We start from the raw sequence: 17,427 nt of genomic DNA, 5'->3' as shown, positions 1-17,427 counted from the left end.
CCATTCCAAGGAGCAGACACATGAAGTTCACCGGCGAGAACGTCCTGGCCGCACCCGTCGAGCAGGCGTGGGACGCGCTGCTCGACCCGGCCGTGCTCGTGCGCACGATCCCGGGCTGCGAGCGCCTCGAGGCGACCGGCGAGAACGCGTACGCCATGACCGTGACCGCGGGCGTCGCCTCGATCAAGGGGACCTACGCCGGCTCGTGCCAGCTCGGTGACCTCGTCGAGCACGAGTCGCTCGTGATGAAGCTCGACGGCGCCGGAGCCCCCGGCACGATCGGCGCCACCGTCAACGTCCGCTTCACCCCCGAGGGCTCCTCGACCCGCGTCTCCTACGACGCCGACGCGGTCGTCGGCGGGATGATCGGGGGAGTGGGCCAGCGGATGCTGACGTCGGTCTCGCGGCGGATGGCGGGGGAGTTCTTCGGCAACGTCGACGCCGCGCTCGCGGGCGGCCCGGTCGCCGAGCCGGGTCTCGTGACGGGCGCGAGCGCGCCCTCCTCGACCACCGGTGGTGCGGCGCCCGTCGCCGCCGGTCAGGTCTTCACCGCCCCGGCCCCGGCGCCGGCTGCCGCGTCGCGCCAGGAGTTCCTCACCGGCGTCGCCGTCGGTGCCGGGCTCGTCGTCCTGGGCGTCGTGGTGGGCGGGATCTTCGGTCGTCGGCGATGAGCGACCTGACGGTCGACTCCACCGCGCGCGCCCAGGCAGCCGCCGTACGTTCCGGGGAGATCTCGGCAGCCGAGCTGCTCGAGCTGCACCTCGACCGGATCGACGAGCGCAACCCCGAGCTCAACGCGATCGTCTCCCTCGACGTGGAGCGGGCGCGCGCGTGGGCCGCGGTCGCCGACCAGGCGCAGGCCTCGGGCGAGGAGCTCGGCGCCCTGCACGGACTGCCCTTCGCGGTGAAGGACACCCACGCCCTCAAGGGCTGGCGCACGACCTACGGCTCACCCATCCACGCCGAGTCGGTGGCCGACCACGACGACCTGCTGGTCGAGCGCATCCGCGGCGCGGGCGCGGTCTTCGTCGGCAAGACCAACGTGCCGGAGTTCGCTGCCGGCTCGCACACCTTCAACGCCGTCTTCGGCGTCACCCGCAACCCCGTCGACCCCAGCCGCTCCGCGGGCGGGTCCAGCGGGGGAGCGGCGTGTGCGCTGGCGTCGGCCATGGTGCCGCTGGCCGACGGCTCCGACATGGGCGGCTCCCTGCGCAACCCGGCGTCGTTCTGTGGTGTGGTCGGCATGCGGCCGTCGCTGGGCCGGGTGCCGGAGTGGCCGCTCTACAACCAGTGGGAGACCCTGTCGGTCGGCGGTCCCATGGCGCGCAACGTCGGCGACCTGGCCCTCCTGCTCTCGGTGATCGCCGGCCCCGACCCGCGCGCGCCCCAGGCGCTGGGCGACCCGGGCCGGTCGTTCGCCCCGCCGCTGCGGCCCGCTCCTCTCGCCGGGCTGCGGGTCGCCGCCACGGTCGACCTCGGCGGCTCGCTGGTGGTCGACCACGCGGTCGCGGACGTCGTACGAGCCAGCGAGGCGCGGTTGTCCGACGCGGGTGCGGTCGTCACAGACGCCGTCCCCGACCTGTCGCTCGCCGACGACACCTTCCGCACGCTGCGGGCCTGGCACTTCCAGGCCAAGCTCGGTGCCCTGCTCGCCGAGCACCCGACCTCCTTCAAGCCCTCGTTGGAGACCAACATCCGTGCGGGCGAGTCGCTCACCGGCGCCGACGTGGCCCGCGCCTACACCCAGCGCACCGCGCTGTCGGAGACGATGCGGCTCTTCTTCGGCGACCACGACGTCCTGCTGCTCCCCACCTCCCAGGTGCCCCCGTTCCCGGTGGAGCAGGAGTTCCCCGAGACGATCAACGGCCAGGAGATGCCCGACTACCTCGCGTGGATGCGCTCGGCCTGGGCCATCACCGTCACCGGCTGCCCCGCGATCTCGGTGCCGGCCGGCACCACCCCCGACGGCCTCCCCGTGGGCGTCCAGCTGGTTGCGCGCCACGGCGCCGACCGGCGGCTGCTCGAGGTGGCCGCGGCGGTCGAGGAGCTCTTCTCCTGACCGGACCCCCAGAGATAGTCCGCATCAAATGGCTTGCCGAAGCCCCGTCCAGGCAAGCCATTTGATGCGGACTATCCGAGCGGGCTGTGGATGGGGTGTGGAGAAACCGACCCGGGCTGGGGACGGACCCCGGTCCGGCTGGGGACGACACGCCGGAACCCGAGGTATGTCCGAAGACTTTGCCCTCACCCCTTGTGGACCGCTCGCGCAGGGGCGTAGAACTCTCCCTACGCAGCCCCGCAAGGGGAGGCGGGACGGCTCCGCAAGGAGGATCCACACGACGTACGCCGGCTTGCCGGGGCCCGTCGCAGCCACCGGGTGATGCGGTGACTGGGGTCCGAGCGACGGAGCGGTCGACCGGGATCATCACCACGACCGGTCACCCCGACGAACCGGACGCCACGGCGACCCGTTCGTCATCGAAGGGCCCTCGACGCTCATACCGTCGAGGGCCCTTCTCCTTTCCCCGGGCGGCTCACAGGGGTGTGGCGGGCGGGTCGAGCGCGTCCTACGCTGCACGGACCATCGGGGGAGGTCAGACGTGCGCAGAGCCGTCGCAACCGCAGCACTCGCACTCATCGCCACGTCGGGACTGGCCACGTCCGGTCTCGCCGCGCCCGGAGTCGCCACCGCCGGGCTCGGCTCSCCCGCGCCCGCCGCTCCGGGCGGTGGCGCGGGGGAGCGCACGCTCCGTGCCACCCAGGCACCGACCGACGCACCTCGCGAGCCGGCGCTCGTCCAGGCGCAGACGGGCGCGCCGCTGCTCAAGCCCGGCTTCCCGGTCGACATGCTCTTCACCGCAGGGACCTACCAGTGCTGCGGCAGCGGTGTCCTCGTCGGGGACGTCGACGGCGATCCCGACCTCGAGGTGCTCGTCAGCGGCATCGCCCGTGGCACGACGACCGCGGTCGACCCCGACGGGTCGATCCTCCCGGGCTGGCCGGTGGGCACCCGCTCGCACGAGTACCTCTCGCTGGCCGAGCTCGATCCGGCACGGCCCGGCCTCGAGGTCGTGAGCAACAACTTCCTCGACCGCATCACCGCGCTGGACGGCGCGGGCCGCGCACTGCCCGGCTGGCCGCGGACGAACTTCATCGGAGGGCTGCACCCGGCGGCCGCGATCGACCGCGACGCGGACGGCACCGACGACCTCGTCTACAACCCCGACGACCACTACTACTCGATGCTCGACGCCCAGGGCGACGACGTCCGCGACGGCGGGTGGCCCCTGCCGGGTCCCGGCGCGTTCCAGCAGCAGGCCGAGCCGGCGGTCGCCGACCTCGATGCCGACGGCCGCCCCGAGGTCGTGGGTGGCGGGGCCTCCTACAGCGGCGAGTCCAACGTGGGCGCCTGGCACGGCGACGGCACCGCGGTCGCGGGCTGGCCGGTGCACGTGGAGGGCTTCGACCACATGGACCGGATCGCGGTGGGCGACGTGGTGGGCGCCGCCGGCCCGGAGGTCGTGGTCGAGGCCGGCGGCTCGATCGAGGTGCTCCGTCCCGACGGCGGCCGGGTCGCGCGGTGGATGGTCGGCGGCGACGCCGGTCAGGCGACGACGACGCAGCACCCCGCGCTGGGCGACCTCGACGGCGACGGTGACGTCGAGGTGGTCGTCGGCTCGCCGCAGCTGGTGCACGCCTACCAGGGCGACGGGACGGAGCTGCCGGGGTGGCCGCGGCCGATCCCCTTGCTCGAGCCCGGCGTCGTCCTCGACACGTCGCCCGTCATCGGCGACCTCGACAACGACGGCCTCCAGGACGTCGTCGCGTCCGGGCTCGCCTACGACGCCGACGGCAAGCGCTACCACTTCGTCTGGGCCTGGGACCGCACCGGCGTCGCGCTGCCGGGGTTCCCGCTGCGCATGAACACCTCGACCGGGTGGACCCCGGCGATCGCCGACCTCGACGGCAACGGGCGCTCCGAGCTCGTCGTCGCCGGCTACCACCCCGAGAACTTCGGCGGCTACTGGCCCGGCCTCTACGCCTTCGAGTACCCGACCGGCACCGCGGCGCCGGCGGACTGGGGGCAGTACGCCGGCGGCCCGAGGCGGCAGGGCGTGCCTCGCCAGGCGTTGGCCGCGGCCGCCCAGCCCGGCGCCGCCGGCGACCCGGGCCCGTTCACCCGCCTCGCCGACGCCTGGCCGGGCGCGGCCGGCAGCAGTCCCCGCGACCTCGTCGTGCTGGGCGACGCGGTCGTCTACACCGCACGCACCGCGCAGGCCGGCCGCGAGCTGTGGGTCAGCGACGGGACCCCCGCCGGCACGCGCCTGCTCAGCGACGTACGACCCGGACAGGCGTCCTCGACGCCGATGGACCTCGAGGTCGTCGGCGACCGGGTCTGGTTCACCGCCGACGACGGGGTGCACGGACGCGAGCTGTGGTCGAGCGACGGCACCCCGACGGGAACCCGGCTCGAGGCCGACGTCGTCGCCGGCACCGCCAGCGCGCGTCCGCTCGAGCTCACGGCTGTGGGGGACAGGCTGTTCTTCTCGGCACGGACCGCGGCAGGTCGTGAGCTGTGGACCAGCGACGCCGCCGGCACGCGTCTCGTCGTGGACACCACCACGTTCGGCTACGGGCTGCCGTTCGACGACTCGCACGTGCGCTGGATCGCCGCCGCGGGCGACCGGGTCACCTGGCTGGCCCGGGAGACCGAGAACGAGGACGGCTACCGCTACGTCGCGCTCTTCGGCTCCGACGGCACCCGGGCCGGCACCCAGAAGCTGATCCCGAACCGCGACCTGTCCTACGGCTCCGGCGACCTGCTGGTGCACGGCGGCGTGACCGAGGCGCCCGACGGGCGTGCGTGGTACCGCGTCGACCAGCGGCTGGTGCGCACCGACGGCACGACGACCGGCACCCTGACCTACGAGTGGGACGAGAACGACGACCAGGTGCTGGGCGCGCCGGCACCGCGCGGCGCGCAAGCGCTGCTCGCCGCCAGCGCCGACGGCTACGGCGTCGAGCTCTACCGCGAGAACGCGACGATGGTCGCCGACCTGGACGACGGGCTCTACCAGACGCCCGTCGGGTCGAGCCGCGGCGAGAGCGCGCCCGCCGACCTGCGCGCGTGGGGCAGCGGGTGGTGGTTCAGCGCCCGCACGGGTCCGTCCGGACGCGAGCCCTGGACCAGCGACGGGACGGCCGCGGGCACGAAGCAGGTCGCCGACCTCGCGCCCGGCCCCGGCGGACAGCAACCCGGTGCCGCTGGCCGACCTCGGCGACCGGCTGCTGGTGCGCGCGAGCACGCCCGACCGCGGCGACGAGCCGTGGGTGCTCTCCGGCTCCGGCGCCTCGCGGCTGGCAGACGTCGCCGCCGGTGCGCGCGGCAGCCACGCCGGGGAGGCCGTCGTGGTCGGCGGGCGGGTCGTCCTCGTCCTCGACGACGCGGCCACCGGTCGCGAGCTGTGGACCGTCGCGGTCGCGGACGTGCCCACGCCGACCGCCCCGACACCGAGTCCCAGCCCGAGTCCGACCCCGAGCCCGAGCCCCGAGCCCGAGCCCGAGTCCCAGCCCGAGTCCCAGCCCGAGCCCCAGCCCGACGACGGGCCCCACGCCGACCCCGAGCACCACCCCCACACCGACGCCGACCCCGACGCCGACCCCGACGCCGGGCACCACCCCGACCCCGGCCGCCGAGCCGTCGACCCGCATCACCCGGCACCCCCGTGCTCGTACGACGTCGCGCAGCGCACGCTTGCGCTTCCGGGCCGACGACCCGGTGGCGAGCTTCGAGTGCCGGCTGGACCGCGAGCGGTGGCGTGCGTGCTCGTCCCCACTCAGGGTGCGCCGGCTCGCGCTCGGGCGCCACGTGCTGCGGGTCCGCGCCACGAGCGCGAGCGGGGTGCGCGAGACCACGCCGGCCGTCCTCCGCTGGCGGGTCCTGCGCGACCTGTGACCGGGGTCAGGTCGCGTTCATGATCCAGAAGGGTCCGGCTGCGCCGACGAACGCGACGACGATGCCGAGCAGCATCACCACGAGGCGCCAGGTCGCGACAGGTGGCGCGAGCGATCTCGGGGTCGTCCTGGGTCAGGGGTGAGTGTGTCCCGTCCACGCCGGTTCTACGCCTCGTGGTGCAGGGTTGCCCAGCATCTGCCAGCGAATGCCCTGTCCGTCGGCAGGAATTGCCGTGGTTCGCGACGGCGTACGAGCGGTTGGATCGACCCCATGAGCAATCGGCGGATCAGGATCGGCATCGACACCGGTGGCACGTTCACCGACGTGGTCGCCTTCGACGAGGACTCCGGGGAGCTGGTCACGACCAAGACCCCCAGCACCCCGGGCAACCCGGCCGACGGCTTCATCGCCGGCATCGAGAAGATCCTGGCCACGATCGACGCCGACGGCAGCGACATCACGGCCGTCTCCCACGGCACCACGGTCGCCACCAACAAGCTGCTCGAGGGCAAGGTCGAGGCGCTCGGCTTCATCACGACCGAGGGCTACGAGTTCATGCTCGAGATCGCCCGCCAGTCGGTGCCCGACGGCTACGGCAACTCCTACTTCTGGGTCAAGCCCGACCGCATCGTGCCCGCCGACCGGGTCCGCACGGTCGGCGGTCGCCTCGACTTCACCGGCGCGGAGGTCCGGCCCTTCGACGAGGACGCCGCCGTCGCCACCGCCCGCTGGTTCCGCGACCGGGGCATCGCCACGATCGCGGTCTGCTTCCTGCACGCCTACGCCAACGACGACCACGAGCTGCGGATGCGCGAGATCCTGCGCCGCGAGCACCCCGAGGCTGTCGTGTCGATCTCGAGCGAGGTGCTCCGCGAGTACCGCGAGTACGAGCGGGCGATGACCACGCTGGTCGACGCCGCGGTCAAGCCCAACGTGAGCCGCTACGTCACCAACATCTCCGAGCGCCTCCTCAACTTCACCGGCAACGAGATCCCGTTCTACGTCATGAAGTCCAACGGCGGCGTGCTGTCGGCCGACGAGGTCGTGCACCAGCCGATCACCACCGTGCTGTCCGGCCCGGCCGCGGGCGCGCTCGGCGCCGCCCTCATCGCCAAGGTCGCCGGCTTCCCGAGGATCCTCACCTGCGACGGCGGCGGCACGTCCACCGACGTCTCCGTCGTCCTCGACGGCGAGCCGACCCTCACCACCGAGGGCACGGTCGGTGCCTACCCCAGCAAGATCCCGATGATCGACGTCGTCACCGTCGGTGCCGGCGGCGGCTCGATCGCCTGGCTCTCGCCCGAGGGCACCCTCAAGGTCGGCCCCCACTCGGCCGGCGCCGACCCGGGCCCGCTCTGCTACGGCAAGGGCGGCACCGCCCCCACGATCACCGACGCCCACGTCACCCTCGGCCGGATCCCTCCCCACCTCCTCGGCGGCGAGATCCCCCTCGACGTCGAGGCGGCCCGCGCCGGCATCGCCGACCTGGCCGGAAAGCTGGGCGTCGACTTCGAGAGGTGCGCCACCGGCATCCTGGAGATCTCGGCCTGGAACCAGGCCAACGCCCTGCGCCAGGTCAGCGTCAAGCGCGGCCTCGACGTGCGCGACTTCATGCTCACCACCTTCGGCGGCTCCGGCTCGCTGCTCGCGTGCCGCCTCGTCGACATCCTCGACCTGGCCGGCGTCGTCGTGCCGCCCAACCCGGGCAACGTCAGCGCCTTCGGCCTGCTGACCGTCGACGTGAAGAACGACTACGTGCAGACCCACGTCGCCAAGGAGTCCGCGATCGACCACGCGGCCGTGCAGGCGGTGCTCGACACCCTGACCGACCGGGCGCGCGAGGCGCTCGCCAAGGAGGGCTTCGCCGCCGCGGAGCATGAGTTCCACCGCACGATCGACGTCCGCTACGTCGGGCAGGCCTACGAGGTCCGGGTGGCCGCGCCCGAGGGCGGCCCGGAGCAGGAGGTCGACGCGGCGTACGTCGCGCAGGTGGCCGAGGCCTTCCACGCCGAGCACCGCCAGCTCTACGGCTACGACTTCCGGGGCGACCGCGACCAGCAGGTCGAGTGGGTCAACCTCCGCGTCACCGGGGTCGGGCCGATCACGCGGCCGGAGATCCCGACGCTCGCCCCCGCCGCCGGGTCCGTCGAGGACCGTGCGGTCCGCGGCACCCGCCCTGTCTGCTTCGACGCCGACCAGGGCTACGTCGACACCCCCGTCATCTGGCGCGGCGACCTCGGCGCCGGCGACACCTTCACCGGCCCCGCCATCGTGGAGGAGTTCGGCTCCACCATCCCCGTCCACCCCGGCTTCGAGGTCGCGGTCGACGACTGGGCCAACCTCGTGATCCGCAAGAGCGGCGACAAGGAGACCGTGCGATGAGCACCACTGCAGTGGACCCGGCCTACGTCACCGCCAGGCCGGTCAACCCGGCCGGGCTGCCGACGGCGTACGAGCACGGCAACCGCCTCACCGCCGAGGGGGCGAGCGTCGACCCGATCCTCGTCGAGATCGTCCAGGGCACCCTGGCCAGCGTGGAGATGGAGGTCGAGACCGCCATCGGTCGCACCTCGCGCTCGCCGATGATCCGCGACGCCCACGACTTCCGCGCCGGCATCCACGACCGCCAGCTGCGCAAGCTCACCGGCCGCTCCTACAGCGCGCTCGTGCACCCGATCGTGCGCGACTTCCCGCTGGAGGAGATGCGCGAGGGCGATGTCTTCTTCCACAACGACGTCTACGAGTCCGAGGGTGGCATCGGCCACCTGCCCGACCTCTGCGTCACGGTGCCGGTCTTCCACGAGGACAATGGTGTGAAGAGCGTCGTCGCGTTCGTCCAGGCCTTCGGCCACCACGACGACATCGGCGGCGCCTGCCCCGGCTCGATGCCGAGCGGCGCGACCAGCGTCTACGAGGAGGGCCTCGCGGTCCCGCCGATCAAGCTGTGGGACGCGGGCGTGCCCAACAAGGCCGCACTGCGGATCATGACCCGCAACTCGCGCATGCCCGACAGCCTCGCCGCCGACCTCGACGCCGAGTGCTCGGCGTGCCTGATGGGCGCGCGCCGGCTGAGCGAGCTGTTCGAGCGCTACGGCCGCGAGGCGATCGAGACGTCGTTCGACGCGATCCTCGACGCGACCACCGAGACCTACCGCCGCGAGATCCTGTCCAAGATCCCCGACGGCACCTACGTCTGGGAGGACTACGCCGAGCACGACGGCGTGGATGAGCCGCAGCTGCACACGCAGCGGATCACCCTGACCAAGGTCAGCGACGCCCCGGCCGACCCGGAGCAGGGTCGCCCCGCGGGCCCCCGGCTGATCATCGACTTCACCGGCACCAGCGCGCAGGCCAAGGGCCCGATCAACCACTGCGGCGACTACGTCGGCGGCAACTTCCTCAAGAAGTGGCTCGCCCCGATCCTGCGCAACCTCGCCGACACCCCCGAGCGGATGGCCGAGCTCGACGTCAACGAGGGCATCGTGCCGCTCATCGAGATGCGCTTCCCGGAGAAGGGCACGCTCCTCACACCCATCCACCCCGGGCCGACCAACGCCCGCACCTTCGTCATCCTGCGCCTGCTCGGCGTGCTCGCGGGCGTGGTGGCCAAGGCCGTCGACGGCAAGATGCCGGCCGACCAGGAGACGATCCGCTACACGGGCGTCTACGGCAAGGACCTCGAGGGCAACGACTACCTCATGCGCGAGGTCCTCGGTGGCGGCTCGGGCGGGCGCTACTACGCCGACGGCGAGGACACCATCCACGTGGTGCCCGACTCGCGCAACCTGCCGACCGAGTTCACCGAGTCGCGCTTCCCGTTCATCGTCGAGCGCCTCGGCCTCGCCCAGGACTCCGGCGGCGCCGGCCAGTTCCGCGGCGGCCTGGGCTACGAGAAGCACATCCGGATGCTCAAGGACGCCCACTTCATGTCCATCGCCGACCGCTCGATCCTGGCCTGCTGGGGTGTGCGCGGCGGCAAGGCCGGCTCGCCGTTCCAGGTCGTCATCGACCCGGGCGGCCCCGACGAGCGCGAGGTCGACGCCCTCGCCGACGCCGAGGAGATCAAGGCCGGCCAGCTCGTGCGGATCCGTACGACCGGTGGTGGCGGCTGGGGCGACCCCCTGGCCCGCGACCCCGAGCTCGTCGTGCGCGACGTGGTGTGGCGCAAGGTCTCGCCCGAGGCGGCGCTGCGCGACTACGGCGTCGTGCTGACCGGTTCCGTGGACGCCGACGACCTCGGCTTCGACGCCGCGGCCACGGAGGCCGAGCGTGCGGGCCGCGAGGCGTGGAGCCGGGAGGACGACGCGTTCTTCGACCGCGGTCCGGGCTACGCCGCGCTCGCCGACGGCGCGGCGTCCGCCGAGGTCGACCGGATCTGAGGACGACGGTGCGGCGCGTCGCGGTGATCGGAGGGCACGGCAAGACCGGCCGTGCCGTCTGCGCCGCGCTCGCCGCGCGCGAGGTCGAGGCGGCGCCGCTGGGTCGCGCCGACTGGACGGACCTCGCTGCCGCGGTCGCCGGGTGCGAGGCGGCGTACGTCATCGCACCCAACCTGCACCCCGACGAGCCGGCCTACGTCTCGGCGGTGATCACGGCGCTGACCGCGTCCGGCGTCGGGCGGGTGGTCCACCACTCGGTGGCCTCGCCCTACGTGCCCGCGATGCCGCACCACCTCGGCAAGGCGGTCAGCGAGGACCTCGTGCGGCGCAGCGGCCTGGCGTGGACGATCCTCCAGCCGGGTGCCTACCTGCAGAACCTCGACCTCACCGGACCGATCGACCTGCCCTACTCGCCCGACGCGCCGTTCGGGTTCCTCGACCTCGCCGACCTCGGGCGCGCCGCCGCCGTGGTGCTCACCGAGCCCGGCCACGCCGGCGCGACGTATGAGCTCGCCACGCGCGTGGCGACCGTGCGCGAGCTCGCGGCCGAGGCCGGCGTGCCGGTGCGACGGGTCGACGACCCGGGCACCCATCCCTGGCTGAGCGCGATGTTCGCCTACTACGACGCGCACGGGCTGCCGGTGGGCACGCGGGTGCTGCAGGCGCTGCTCGGACGTGCGTAAAAGGGCAGGAGCTCCGGCCCGCGGTCCTGCCATGATCGCGCCATGACCGACCCCGACACGTACGCCGACCTCGGTGGGGCCGCCTGGCGCTGGGTCCTCGACCAGGTGCGGTGGGACGACGCCGGGCCGTGGATCCCGGTGTCGGTGCCCCACGAGGGCGAGGCGCCGGAGGACCGCGACGGCATGCACAGCGGCATCGGCGGGCTGGCCCACGTGCTCGCCGAGGTGCGCGAGACACGGCCGTGGACCGACGAGGAGCAGCGACTCGCGGACGGCATCGCCGCGCGGATCCAGGGCGGCCTGGCCACCACGACGGCGTACTCCTACTTCGACGGGCTGGTGAGCGACCTCGGCGTGCTGGGCGCGCTCGGCGCGGACGGCGCGGGCAGGGCCGTGGCCCGCCTCGCCGAGCTCGCCACCGACGACGGCTGGGAGCAGCCGTGGATGACGCCGCCGCGGTTCGCCCCGCACGCGCGGGTCAACGACGCGACGCTCGGCACGGCCGCGAACCTCCTCGGCGCCGTGTGGGCGCTGCGGCACGGCACGCCCGGTGCCGCGGCGCTTGCCGGAAAGGCCGCCGACATCCTGCTCGCCGAGCGCGAGCCCGCCGACGCGGGCACGAACTGGTCCTTCCTCCCGCCACGCTTCACCGAGCAGGTGCGCGCCGAGCGGGGCGACATGCAGATGCCCAACTGGTCGCACGGCCTGGCGGGGATCGCCGCAGCGCTGGCCGTCGCGGGCCGCGAGCTCGACCGTCCCGACCTCGTCGAGGCCGCGCGCAGCGGGGCCGAGCACCTTGTCACGCTCGGCGACACGACGGCGGGCGGCTTCGTGGTGCCGCACGTCATCCCGGGCGAGCCGGACACGGACGAGGTGACGTTCACCTGGTGCCACGGCCCGGCCGGCACCTCGTTGCTCTTCACCGCGCTCGAGCACGCGGGCGTCGCCGACGTGGCGGGGGAGACCCCGGCCCAGTGGCACCGCCGCTGCCTGCGCAGCATCCGCACCTCAGGCGTCCCGGAGCGGCTGCGGCCGGGTTTCTGGGACAACGACGGCCGCTGCTGCGGCACCGCCGGGGTGGGGGAGGTCTTCCTCGACGCCTGGCAGCGTGACGGGGTCGACGACGACCTCGTCTTCGCGCAGGTGCTGGGCGAGGCGCTCGTCGAGCGCGCGCTCCTCGAGGGCGACCGCGCCTGGTGGCGCTTCACCGAGCATCGCGCCGACGAGCCGCTGCTCCCGCCGGGCGTCGGCTGGATGCAGGGCGCCGCCGGCATCGCGGCTCACCTGATGCGGCTCGCGCGGGTCCTGCGCGAGGGGCGTACGACGCCGGTGGTGGCGCGTCTCGACACCTGGTGGAACGTGCGGGCTTGAGCCCCGGGTGCCTCAGGCCTCCAGGACGAACCAGGCCGTCAGGCCGTCGTCGTCCGGTTCGGACCCCCAGCGCGCGGTGAGCTCGGCCACCAGCTGCAGGCCCCTCCCGTGCACCTGCATCAGGTCGCTGGCTGCTGCCTCGGTGACCGTCTGGGGCGACCAGGCGCTGCGTACGGCGACGGTGATGGCGGCCGACTCGTTGAGCACCTCGACCCAGCACCCCGAACCGGAGTGGACCACCGCGTTGGTGACGAGCTCCGACATGCAGAGCGCAGCGGTCTCGGTCGAGTCGGCGTCCACGTCCCACAGCAGCAAGGTGTCGCGCAGCCGTCGTCGTGCCGGCCCGACCGCGGCCGGGTCGCCCGGCACCCAGAACTCCACCACGAGGGACCCGGGCTCGGCGGTGCGGACGGCCGCACCCGGTGTCCTGACGTGGTCGGCCTGTGCCTCGCCGAGCCTCGCGCCCAGGCTGGCACCGAGCTCGCACAGGGCGGCGACCTCGTCGTCGCGGAAGGTCGGCACGGTGCTGTAGAACACGACGTAGGCGCCCAGGGTCCTGTTGCCGTAGACCAGGGGCACGGCGGCCAGTGCCTGGGTCTCAGTGCCCTGCTGGCGCTCCACGAAGGCCGGGTGGGTGCGGCTGACGCGACCCATGCTGCCCACCACCGGCCGCCCGCTGCGGACGGCCGTGTTGAGCGGCACGTCGTCGTAGGCGTCCAGGTGGCACCACGTCGCCGGCTCCTCGCCGGGGTGGTGCGCCGAGGTGAAGTTCAGCCTGCGGCCACCGCCCTCCATCAGGGCGACGCCCGCGCGACGTACGCCGGGCAGGGCGGTGAGCCGGTCCAGGGAGTCCCTGGCCCAGGCGTCGGTGTGGTCCACGGCGCTCACCACCCCTCCCCGTCCACGGAGGGAGCCTACGTGCGCCGGGAAGGTCCACGCCATGGCCGACACCACCCCGCAGGGGTGGGAACCGTGCGAAAACCCGTCATCCGCCGCCGACGGCCACGATGATGGGTCGGTGACTGGCCCCCTGCCCCTTCCCGACCGGTTGACCCGGTTGGCACGGGTCACCAGCGAGCTCGTGGACGCGCGCACCGTCGAGGAGGTCTCCCGGGCCGTCGTCATGCACGGGGCCGAGGCTGTGGGCGCGGCGCTCGCGTCCATGACGCTGGTGTGCGACGACCGTCGTACGGCCCGCCTGGTGGCCCTCAGCGGCGGGCTCGCCGGGGACGAGGAGCGGTGGAGCACCTTCCCCGTCAGCGCCGACCTGCCCGCGGCGGAGGTCATCCGCACCGGCCGCCGCCTGGTGGTCACTGGTCGCGACGCCATCCTCGCGCGCTTCAGCGACGTGCCTGCGCGGGGCCTGGAGACCCTTGTCACCCTTCCGCTGGGGAGCGGCGACGACGTCATCGGGTCGATCACCCTGTCGTTCACCGAGCCGCGCCGCCTCGAGGACGCGGAGATCGAGTTCCTCGACATCCTCGGCAACGCCTGCGCGCAGAGCATCGGCCGCATCGCCGCACAGCACGAAGCAGCCCGCCAGCGCGCGAAGCTCGAGTTCCTCGCACAGGCGGCGACCGAGCTCGCCAGCAGCCTCGACTACCAGGCGACCCTTGCCCGGGTCGCCCGTCTCGCGGTGCCCACGTTCGCCGACTGGTGTGCGATCGACCTGGTGGACGACGGCCGCCTGCGCCGCCTCTCGGTCGCCCACGTCGACCCCGCCAAGGTCCAGCTCGCGCACGACCTCGCAGAGCGCTACCCCGCCGATCGCGAGGCGGCCCACGGTGCCTGGCAGGTGATGCGCACCGGTCGCAGCGAGCTCATCGCCGAGATCACCGACGACATGCTCACCGCGGGCGCCGTCGACGCCGAGCACGCCGAGATCGCGCGCGCACTGCACCTGCGCAGCGCCGTGACCGTGCCGCTCGTCGCCCGCGGGAGGATCCTCGGGGTCATGACCTGGGTCGCGGCCGAGTCCGAGCGGCACTACACGCCCGACGACCTGGCGCTCGCCGAGGAGCTGGCGCAGCGGGCCGCTGTGTCCCTCGACAACGCCGACCTCCACAGCCAGACCCTGGCCGCAGCGGTGCAGCTGCAGCGCGCGGTGCTCCCCGACGCGCTGCCGGCTGCTCACGGGTGGGAGCTGGCCCACCACTACAGCCCCGCCGGTCGCACCGAGGTCGGCGGCGACTTCTACGACGTCATCGAGCGCGACGACGGCGGCCTCGTCCTCTTCATCGGTGACGTGATGGGCCGAGGCGTCGAGGCTGCCGCGGCCATGGCGCAGGTGCGCGCGGCGGTGCGGGCGTACGCCGCTCTCGACCCGCGACCGCGGGCCGTGCTGGGCCACCTCGACGAGATGTTCGACCACTACGGCTCCGAGCAGCTCGTGACCCTGCTCTACCTGCTCGTCGACCCCGCCCGCGACGAGGCCGTGATCGGCAACGCCGGGCACCCACCGCCCGTGCTGGTCAGGGGGGACGGAACGCTGGTGGAGCTCCCGTCGGCCGATGGACCGCCGCTGGGGGTGGGCATCCAGGAGCGCAGCGAGACCGTGGTGGCGTTCACGGTGGAGGACACCCTGATCGCCTTCACCGACGGCCTCGTCGAACGACGCGGCGAGGACATCACCGAGGGGCAGGCGCGGGTGGCCTGCGCCGCCCAGGCACACCGCGGCAAGCCCCTGGCCGACGCCGTCGCGTCCCTGGTCCAGCAGGTGGGCGATCCCTCGCGCGACGACGACATCGCGGTCCTCGGCGCACGGCGACTGGCCTGAGCCCGGCGGTGCCGTAGATCCCACCAAGGTGGCAACTGTTGCCACCGAAACCGCAGGTCGTTGGCCGAAACTGCCGTGGGGAGCGTGTGAGGCGCGCCACTAGGGTCGAGCCCATGAGGGTCCTGCTCGCACTCGGCGGAAACGCCATGACCAACGCCGACGGCCGCGCCCGCCCCGAGGACCAGATCGCCGCGGCCCAGACGGCCATGGCCGCCGTCGCCGGCCTGCTCGAGCACGACCACGAGGTCGTCATCACCCACGGCAACGGCCCCCAGGTCGGCAACCTCCTGGTGAAGAACGAGCTCGCCGCGGCTGTCGTGCCCCCCGTCCCGCTCGACTGGTGCGGCGCGCAGACCCAGGCCACCCTCGGCTTCGTGCTGATGGACGCCCTCGACGGCGAGCTCGCGCGCCGCTCGATCGCCCGCCGCAGCGCGGCGCTCGTCACCCGCACGCTCGTCGACGCCGACGACGAGGGCTTCACCACCCCCACCAAGCCCATCGGGCGCCACCTGCCCGAGGCCGAGGCCCGGGTGCTCATCGACCACGGGGAGACCTGGGAGGACCGCGGCGAGAAGGGCTGGCGCCGCGTCGTCGCCTCGCCCGAGCCGCTCGAGATCCTCGACGCGCCCGCCGTGCAGGCGCTGATCGAGGCCGGCTTCGTCGTGGTCGCCAACGGCGGCGGGGGCATCCCGCACGTACGCCGTCCCGACGGCTCCCTCGCCGGCGTCGAGGCCGTCATCGACAAGGACCTCGGCGCCGCCCTGCTCGCCCGGACGACCGCGGCCGACGTGCTGGTCATCGCCACCGACGTGCCCCACGCCGTCATCGGCTGGGGCACCCCCGACGCTCGCCCGCTGGGCACCGTCACAGTCGCGGAGCTGCGCGAGCACGCCGCCGACGGACAGTTCGCCTCCGGCTCCATGGGCCCGAAGGTCGACGCCGTGTGCCGCTTCGTGGAGGCCACCGGCAAGCGGGGCGTCATCACCAGCCTCGACCAGATCACCGCAGCGGTCGCCGGCGACGCCGGCACCGTCGTCGTACCCAGCTGACCGCAACGAAAGGAAGCACTGCCATGCCCTCTGCCATCGAGGTCCGCAAGGTCCCGATCCACTCCGTGGCCGACGCCTCGGAGCTGACCAAGCTCATCGACGACGGCGTCATCGCCGCCGACCGCGTCTTCGCGATCATCGGCAAGACCGAGGGCAACGGCGGGGTCAACGACTACACCCGCATCATCGCCGACCGCGCCTTCCGCGAGGCGCTGGTCGCCAAGGGCGCCGACCCCGAGCAGGTCAAGGGTGTCCCGATCGTGTGGTCGGGCGGCACGGACGGCGTGATCAGCCCCCACGCCACGATCTTCGCCACCACTGACGTCCCCGAGGACGACCCGTCGCGCGAGGAGCTGCGGCTCACCGCCGGCTTCGCGATGAGCGAGCCGCTGCTGCCCGAGGAGATCGGCTACACCGCGATGATCGAGAAGGTCGCCGCCGGCGTGAAGGTCGCGATGGAGCGCGCCGGGATCACCGACCCCGCCGACGTGCACTACGTGCAGACCAAGACCCCGCTGCTCACCATCCACACCATCCGCGACGCCAAGTCGCGCGGCAAGACCGTGTGGACCGAGCACACCCACGAGTCGATGGACCTCTCCAACGGCGCCACCGGCCTCGGCATCGCCGTCGCGCTCGGTGAGATCGAGATGCCCACCGATGCCGACGTCATGCACAACCGCGACCTCTACTCCTCGGTGGCCTCGTGCTCCTCGGGCGTCGAGCTCGACGTCGCGCAGATCGTCGTCGTGGGCAACGCCAAGGGCGTCGGCGGCCGCTACCGCATCGGCCACTCGGTGATGAAGGACGCGCTCGACGCCGACGGCATCTGGGAAGCGATCCGCTCGGCCGGCCTCGACCTGCCCGAGCGCCCGCGCACCAGTGACCTCGACGGCAAGCTCGTCAACGTCTTCCTCAAGTGCGAGGCCAGCCAGGACGGCATGGTCCGCGGGCGCCGCAACGCGATGCTCGACGACTCCGACGTGCACTGGCACCGTCAGATCAAGGCGTGCGTCGGCGGCGTCACCGCGGCCGTCACGGGCGACCCGGCGGTCTTCGTGTCCGTCTCCGCGGCCCACCAGGGCCCCGAGGGCGGCGGCCCCGTCGCCGCGATCGTCGACATGTCCTGACCCTCCCTGCACCGCACCGCAGGATTTCCACACCCCGTCCGCGGGGCCGGCAGCGCACTGTCGGTCCCGCGTGATGGGGTGTC

At 73.4% G+C, this 17,427-nt stretch carries 11 protein-coding genes; 10 read left to right on the top strand and 1 reads right to left on the bottom strand.

The window, feature by feature from the left end; translation table 11 throughout:
- Window positions 1-20 precede the first annotated feature (20 nt).
- The 7 genes from ASG76_RS07090 (at window position 21) to ASG76_RS07060 (ending at window position 12,389) form a co-directional block, all read left to right on the top strand.
- Window positions 21-671 (top strand): SRPBCC family protein, encoded by a 651-nt coding sequence (locus ASG76_RS07090; protein ID WP_056601782.1) that lies wholly within the window; start codon window positions 21-23, stop codon window positions 669-671.
- Window positions 668-2,059 (top strand): amidase, encoded by a 1,392-nt coding sequence (locus ASG76_RS07085; RefSeq protein ID WP_056601780.1) that lies wholly within the window; start codon window positions 668-670, stop codon window positions 2,057-2,059. Before ASG76_RS07090 ends, ASG76_RS07085 begins: the two co-directional genes overlap by 4 nt.
- A 541-nt stretch (window positions 2,060-2,600) precedes the next feature.
- Window positions 2,601-6,098 carry an FG-GAP-like repeat-containing protein gene (locus ASG76_RS19065; RefSeq protein ID WP_056601778.1) on the top strand — a complete coding sequence of 1,166 codons (3,498 nt, stop codon included), beginning with the start codon at window positions 2,601-2,603 and terminating at the stop codon, window positions 6,096-6,098.
- 128 nt (window positions 6,099-6,226) lie between these two features.
- Complete coding sequence (locus tag ASG76_RS07075; protein WP_056601776.1) at window positions 6,227-8,338, top strand: hydantoinase/oxoprolinase family protein; 2,112 nt, start codon at window positions 6,227-6,229, stop codon at window positions 8,336-8,338.
- Entirely contained in the window at window positions 8,335-10,335 is a 2,001-nt protein-coding gene (locus ASG76_RS07070; protein WP_082587333.1) for a hydantoinase B/oxoprolinase family protein, read from the top strand. Before ASG76_RS07075 ends, ASG76_RS07070 begins: the two co-directional genes overlap by 4 nt.
- Before the next feature lie 23 nt (window positions 10,336-10,358).
- The gene (locus ASG76_RS07065; RefSeq protein ID WP_200948091.1) at window positions 10,359-11,018 is read left to right on the top strand and encodes an NAD(P)H-binding protein; all 660 of its coding nucleotides are present in this window, start codon (window positions 10,359-10,361) and stop codon (window positions 11,016-11,018) included.
- A gap of 42 nt (window positions 11,019-11,060) precedes the next feature.
- Window positions 11,061-12,389: a lanthionine synthetase LanC family protein gene (locus ASG76_RS07060; protein WP_056601772.1), complete on the top strand. Its 1,329-nt coding sequence runs from the start codon at window positions 11,061-11,063 to the stop codon at window positions 12,387-12,389.
- Between the two features lie 12 nt (window positions 12,390-12,401).
- Here ASG76_RS07060 and ASG76_RS07055 read toward each other — a convergent pair whose 3' ends face one another.
- Entirely contained in the window at window positions 12,402-13,277 is an 876-nt protein-coding gene (locus ASG76_RS07055; RefSeq protein WP_162254095.1) for a GAF domain-containing protein, read from the bottom strand.
- Window positions 13,278-13,407: 130 nt separating this feature from the next.
- Between ASG76_RS07055 and ASG76_RS07050 the strand changes: the two genes are divergently transcribed.
- The 3 genes from ASG76_RS07050 to ASG76_RS07040 all read left to right on the top strand — a co-directional run bounded on the left by ASG76_RS07050 (window position 13,408) and on the right by ASG76_RS07040 (window position 17,344).
- Window positions 13,408-15,165, top strand: a complete 1,758-nt coding sequence (locus ASG76_RS07050; protein ID WP_162254094.1) for a GAF domain-containing SpoIIE family protein phosphatase — start codon at window positions 13,408-13,410, stop codon at window positions 15,163-15,165.
- A 113-nt stretch (window positions 15,166-15,278) separates the two neighbouring features.
- Window positions 15,279-16,214: a carbamate kinase gene (locus ASG76_RS07045; RefSeq protein ID WP_056601763.1), complete on the top strand. Its 936-nt coding sequence runs from the start codon at window positions 15,279-15,281 to the stop codon at window positions 16,212-16,214.
- 23 nt (window positions 16,215-16,237) lie between these two features.
- Window positions 16,238-17,344 (top strand): ring-opening amidohydrolase, encoded by a 1,107-nt coding sequence (locus ASG76_RS07040; protein WP_056601761.1) that lies wholly within the window; start codon window positions 16,238-16,240, stop codon window positions 17,342-17,344.
- The last annotated feature ends 83 nt before the right edge of the window (window positions 17,345-17,427 follow it).

Origin of the sequence: Nocardioides sp. Soil774 (genome assembly GCF_001428125.1) — a bacterium.
Lineage (GTDB): Bacteria > Actinomycetota > Actinomycetes > Propionibacteriales > Nocardioidaceae > Nocardioides.
Note: the sequence above shows the minus strand (reverse complement) of the source record. Positions and strands in the feature narration are given on the sequence as shown.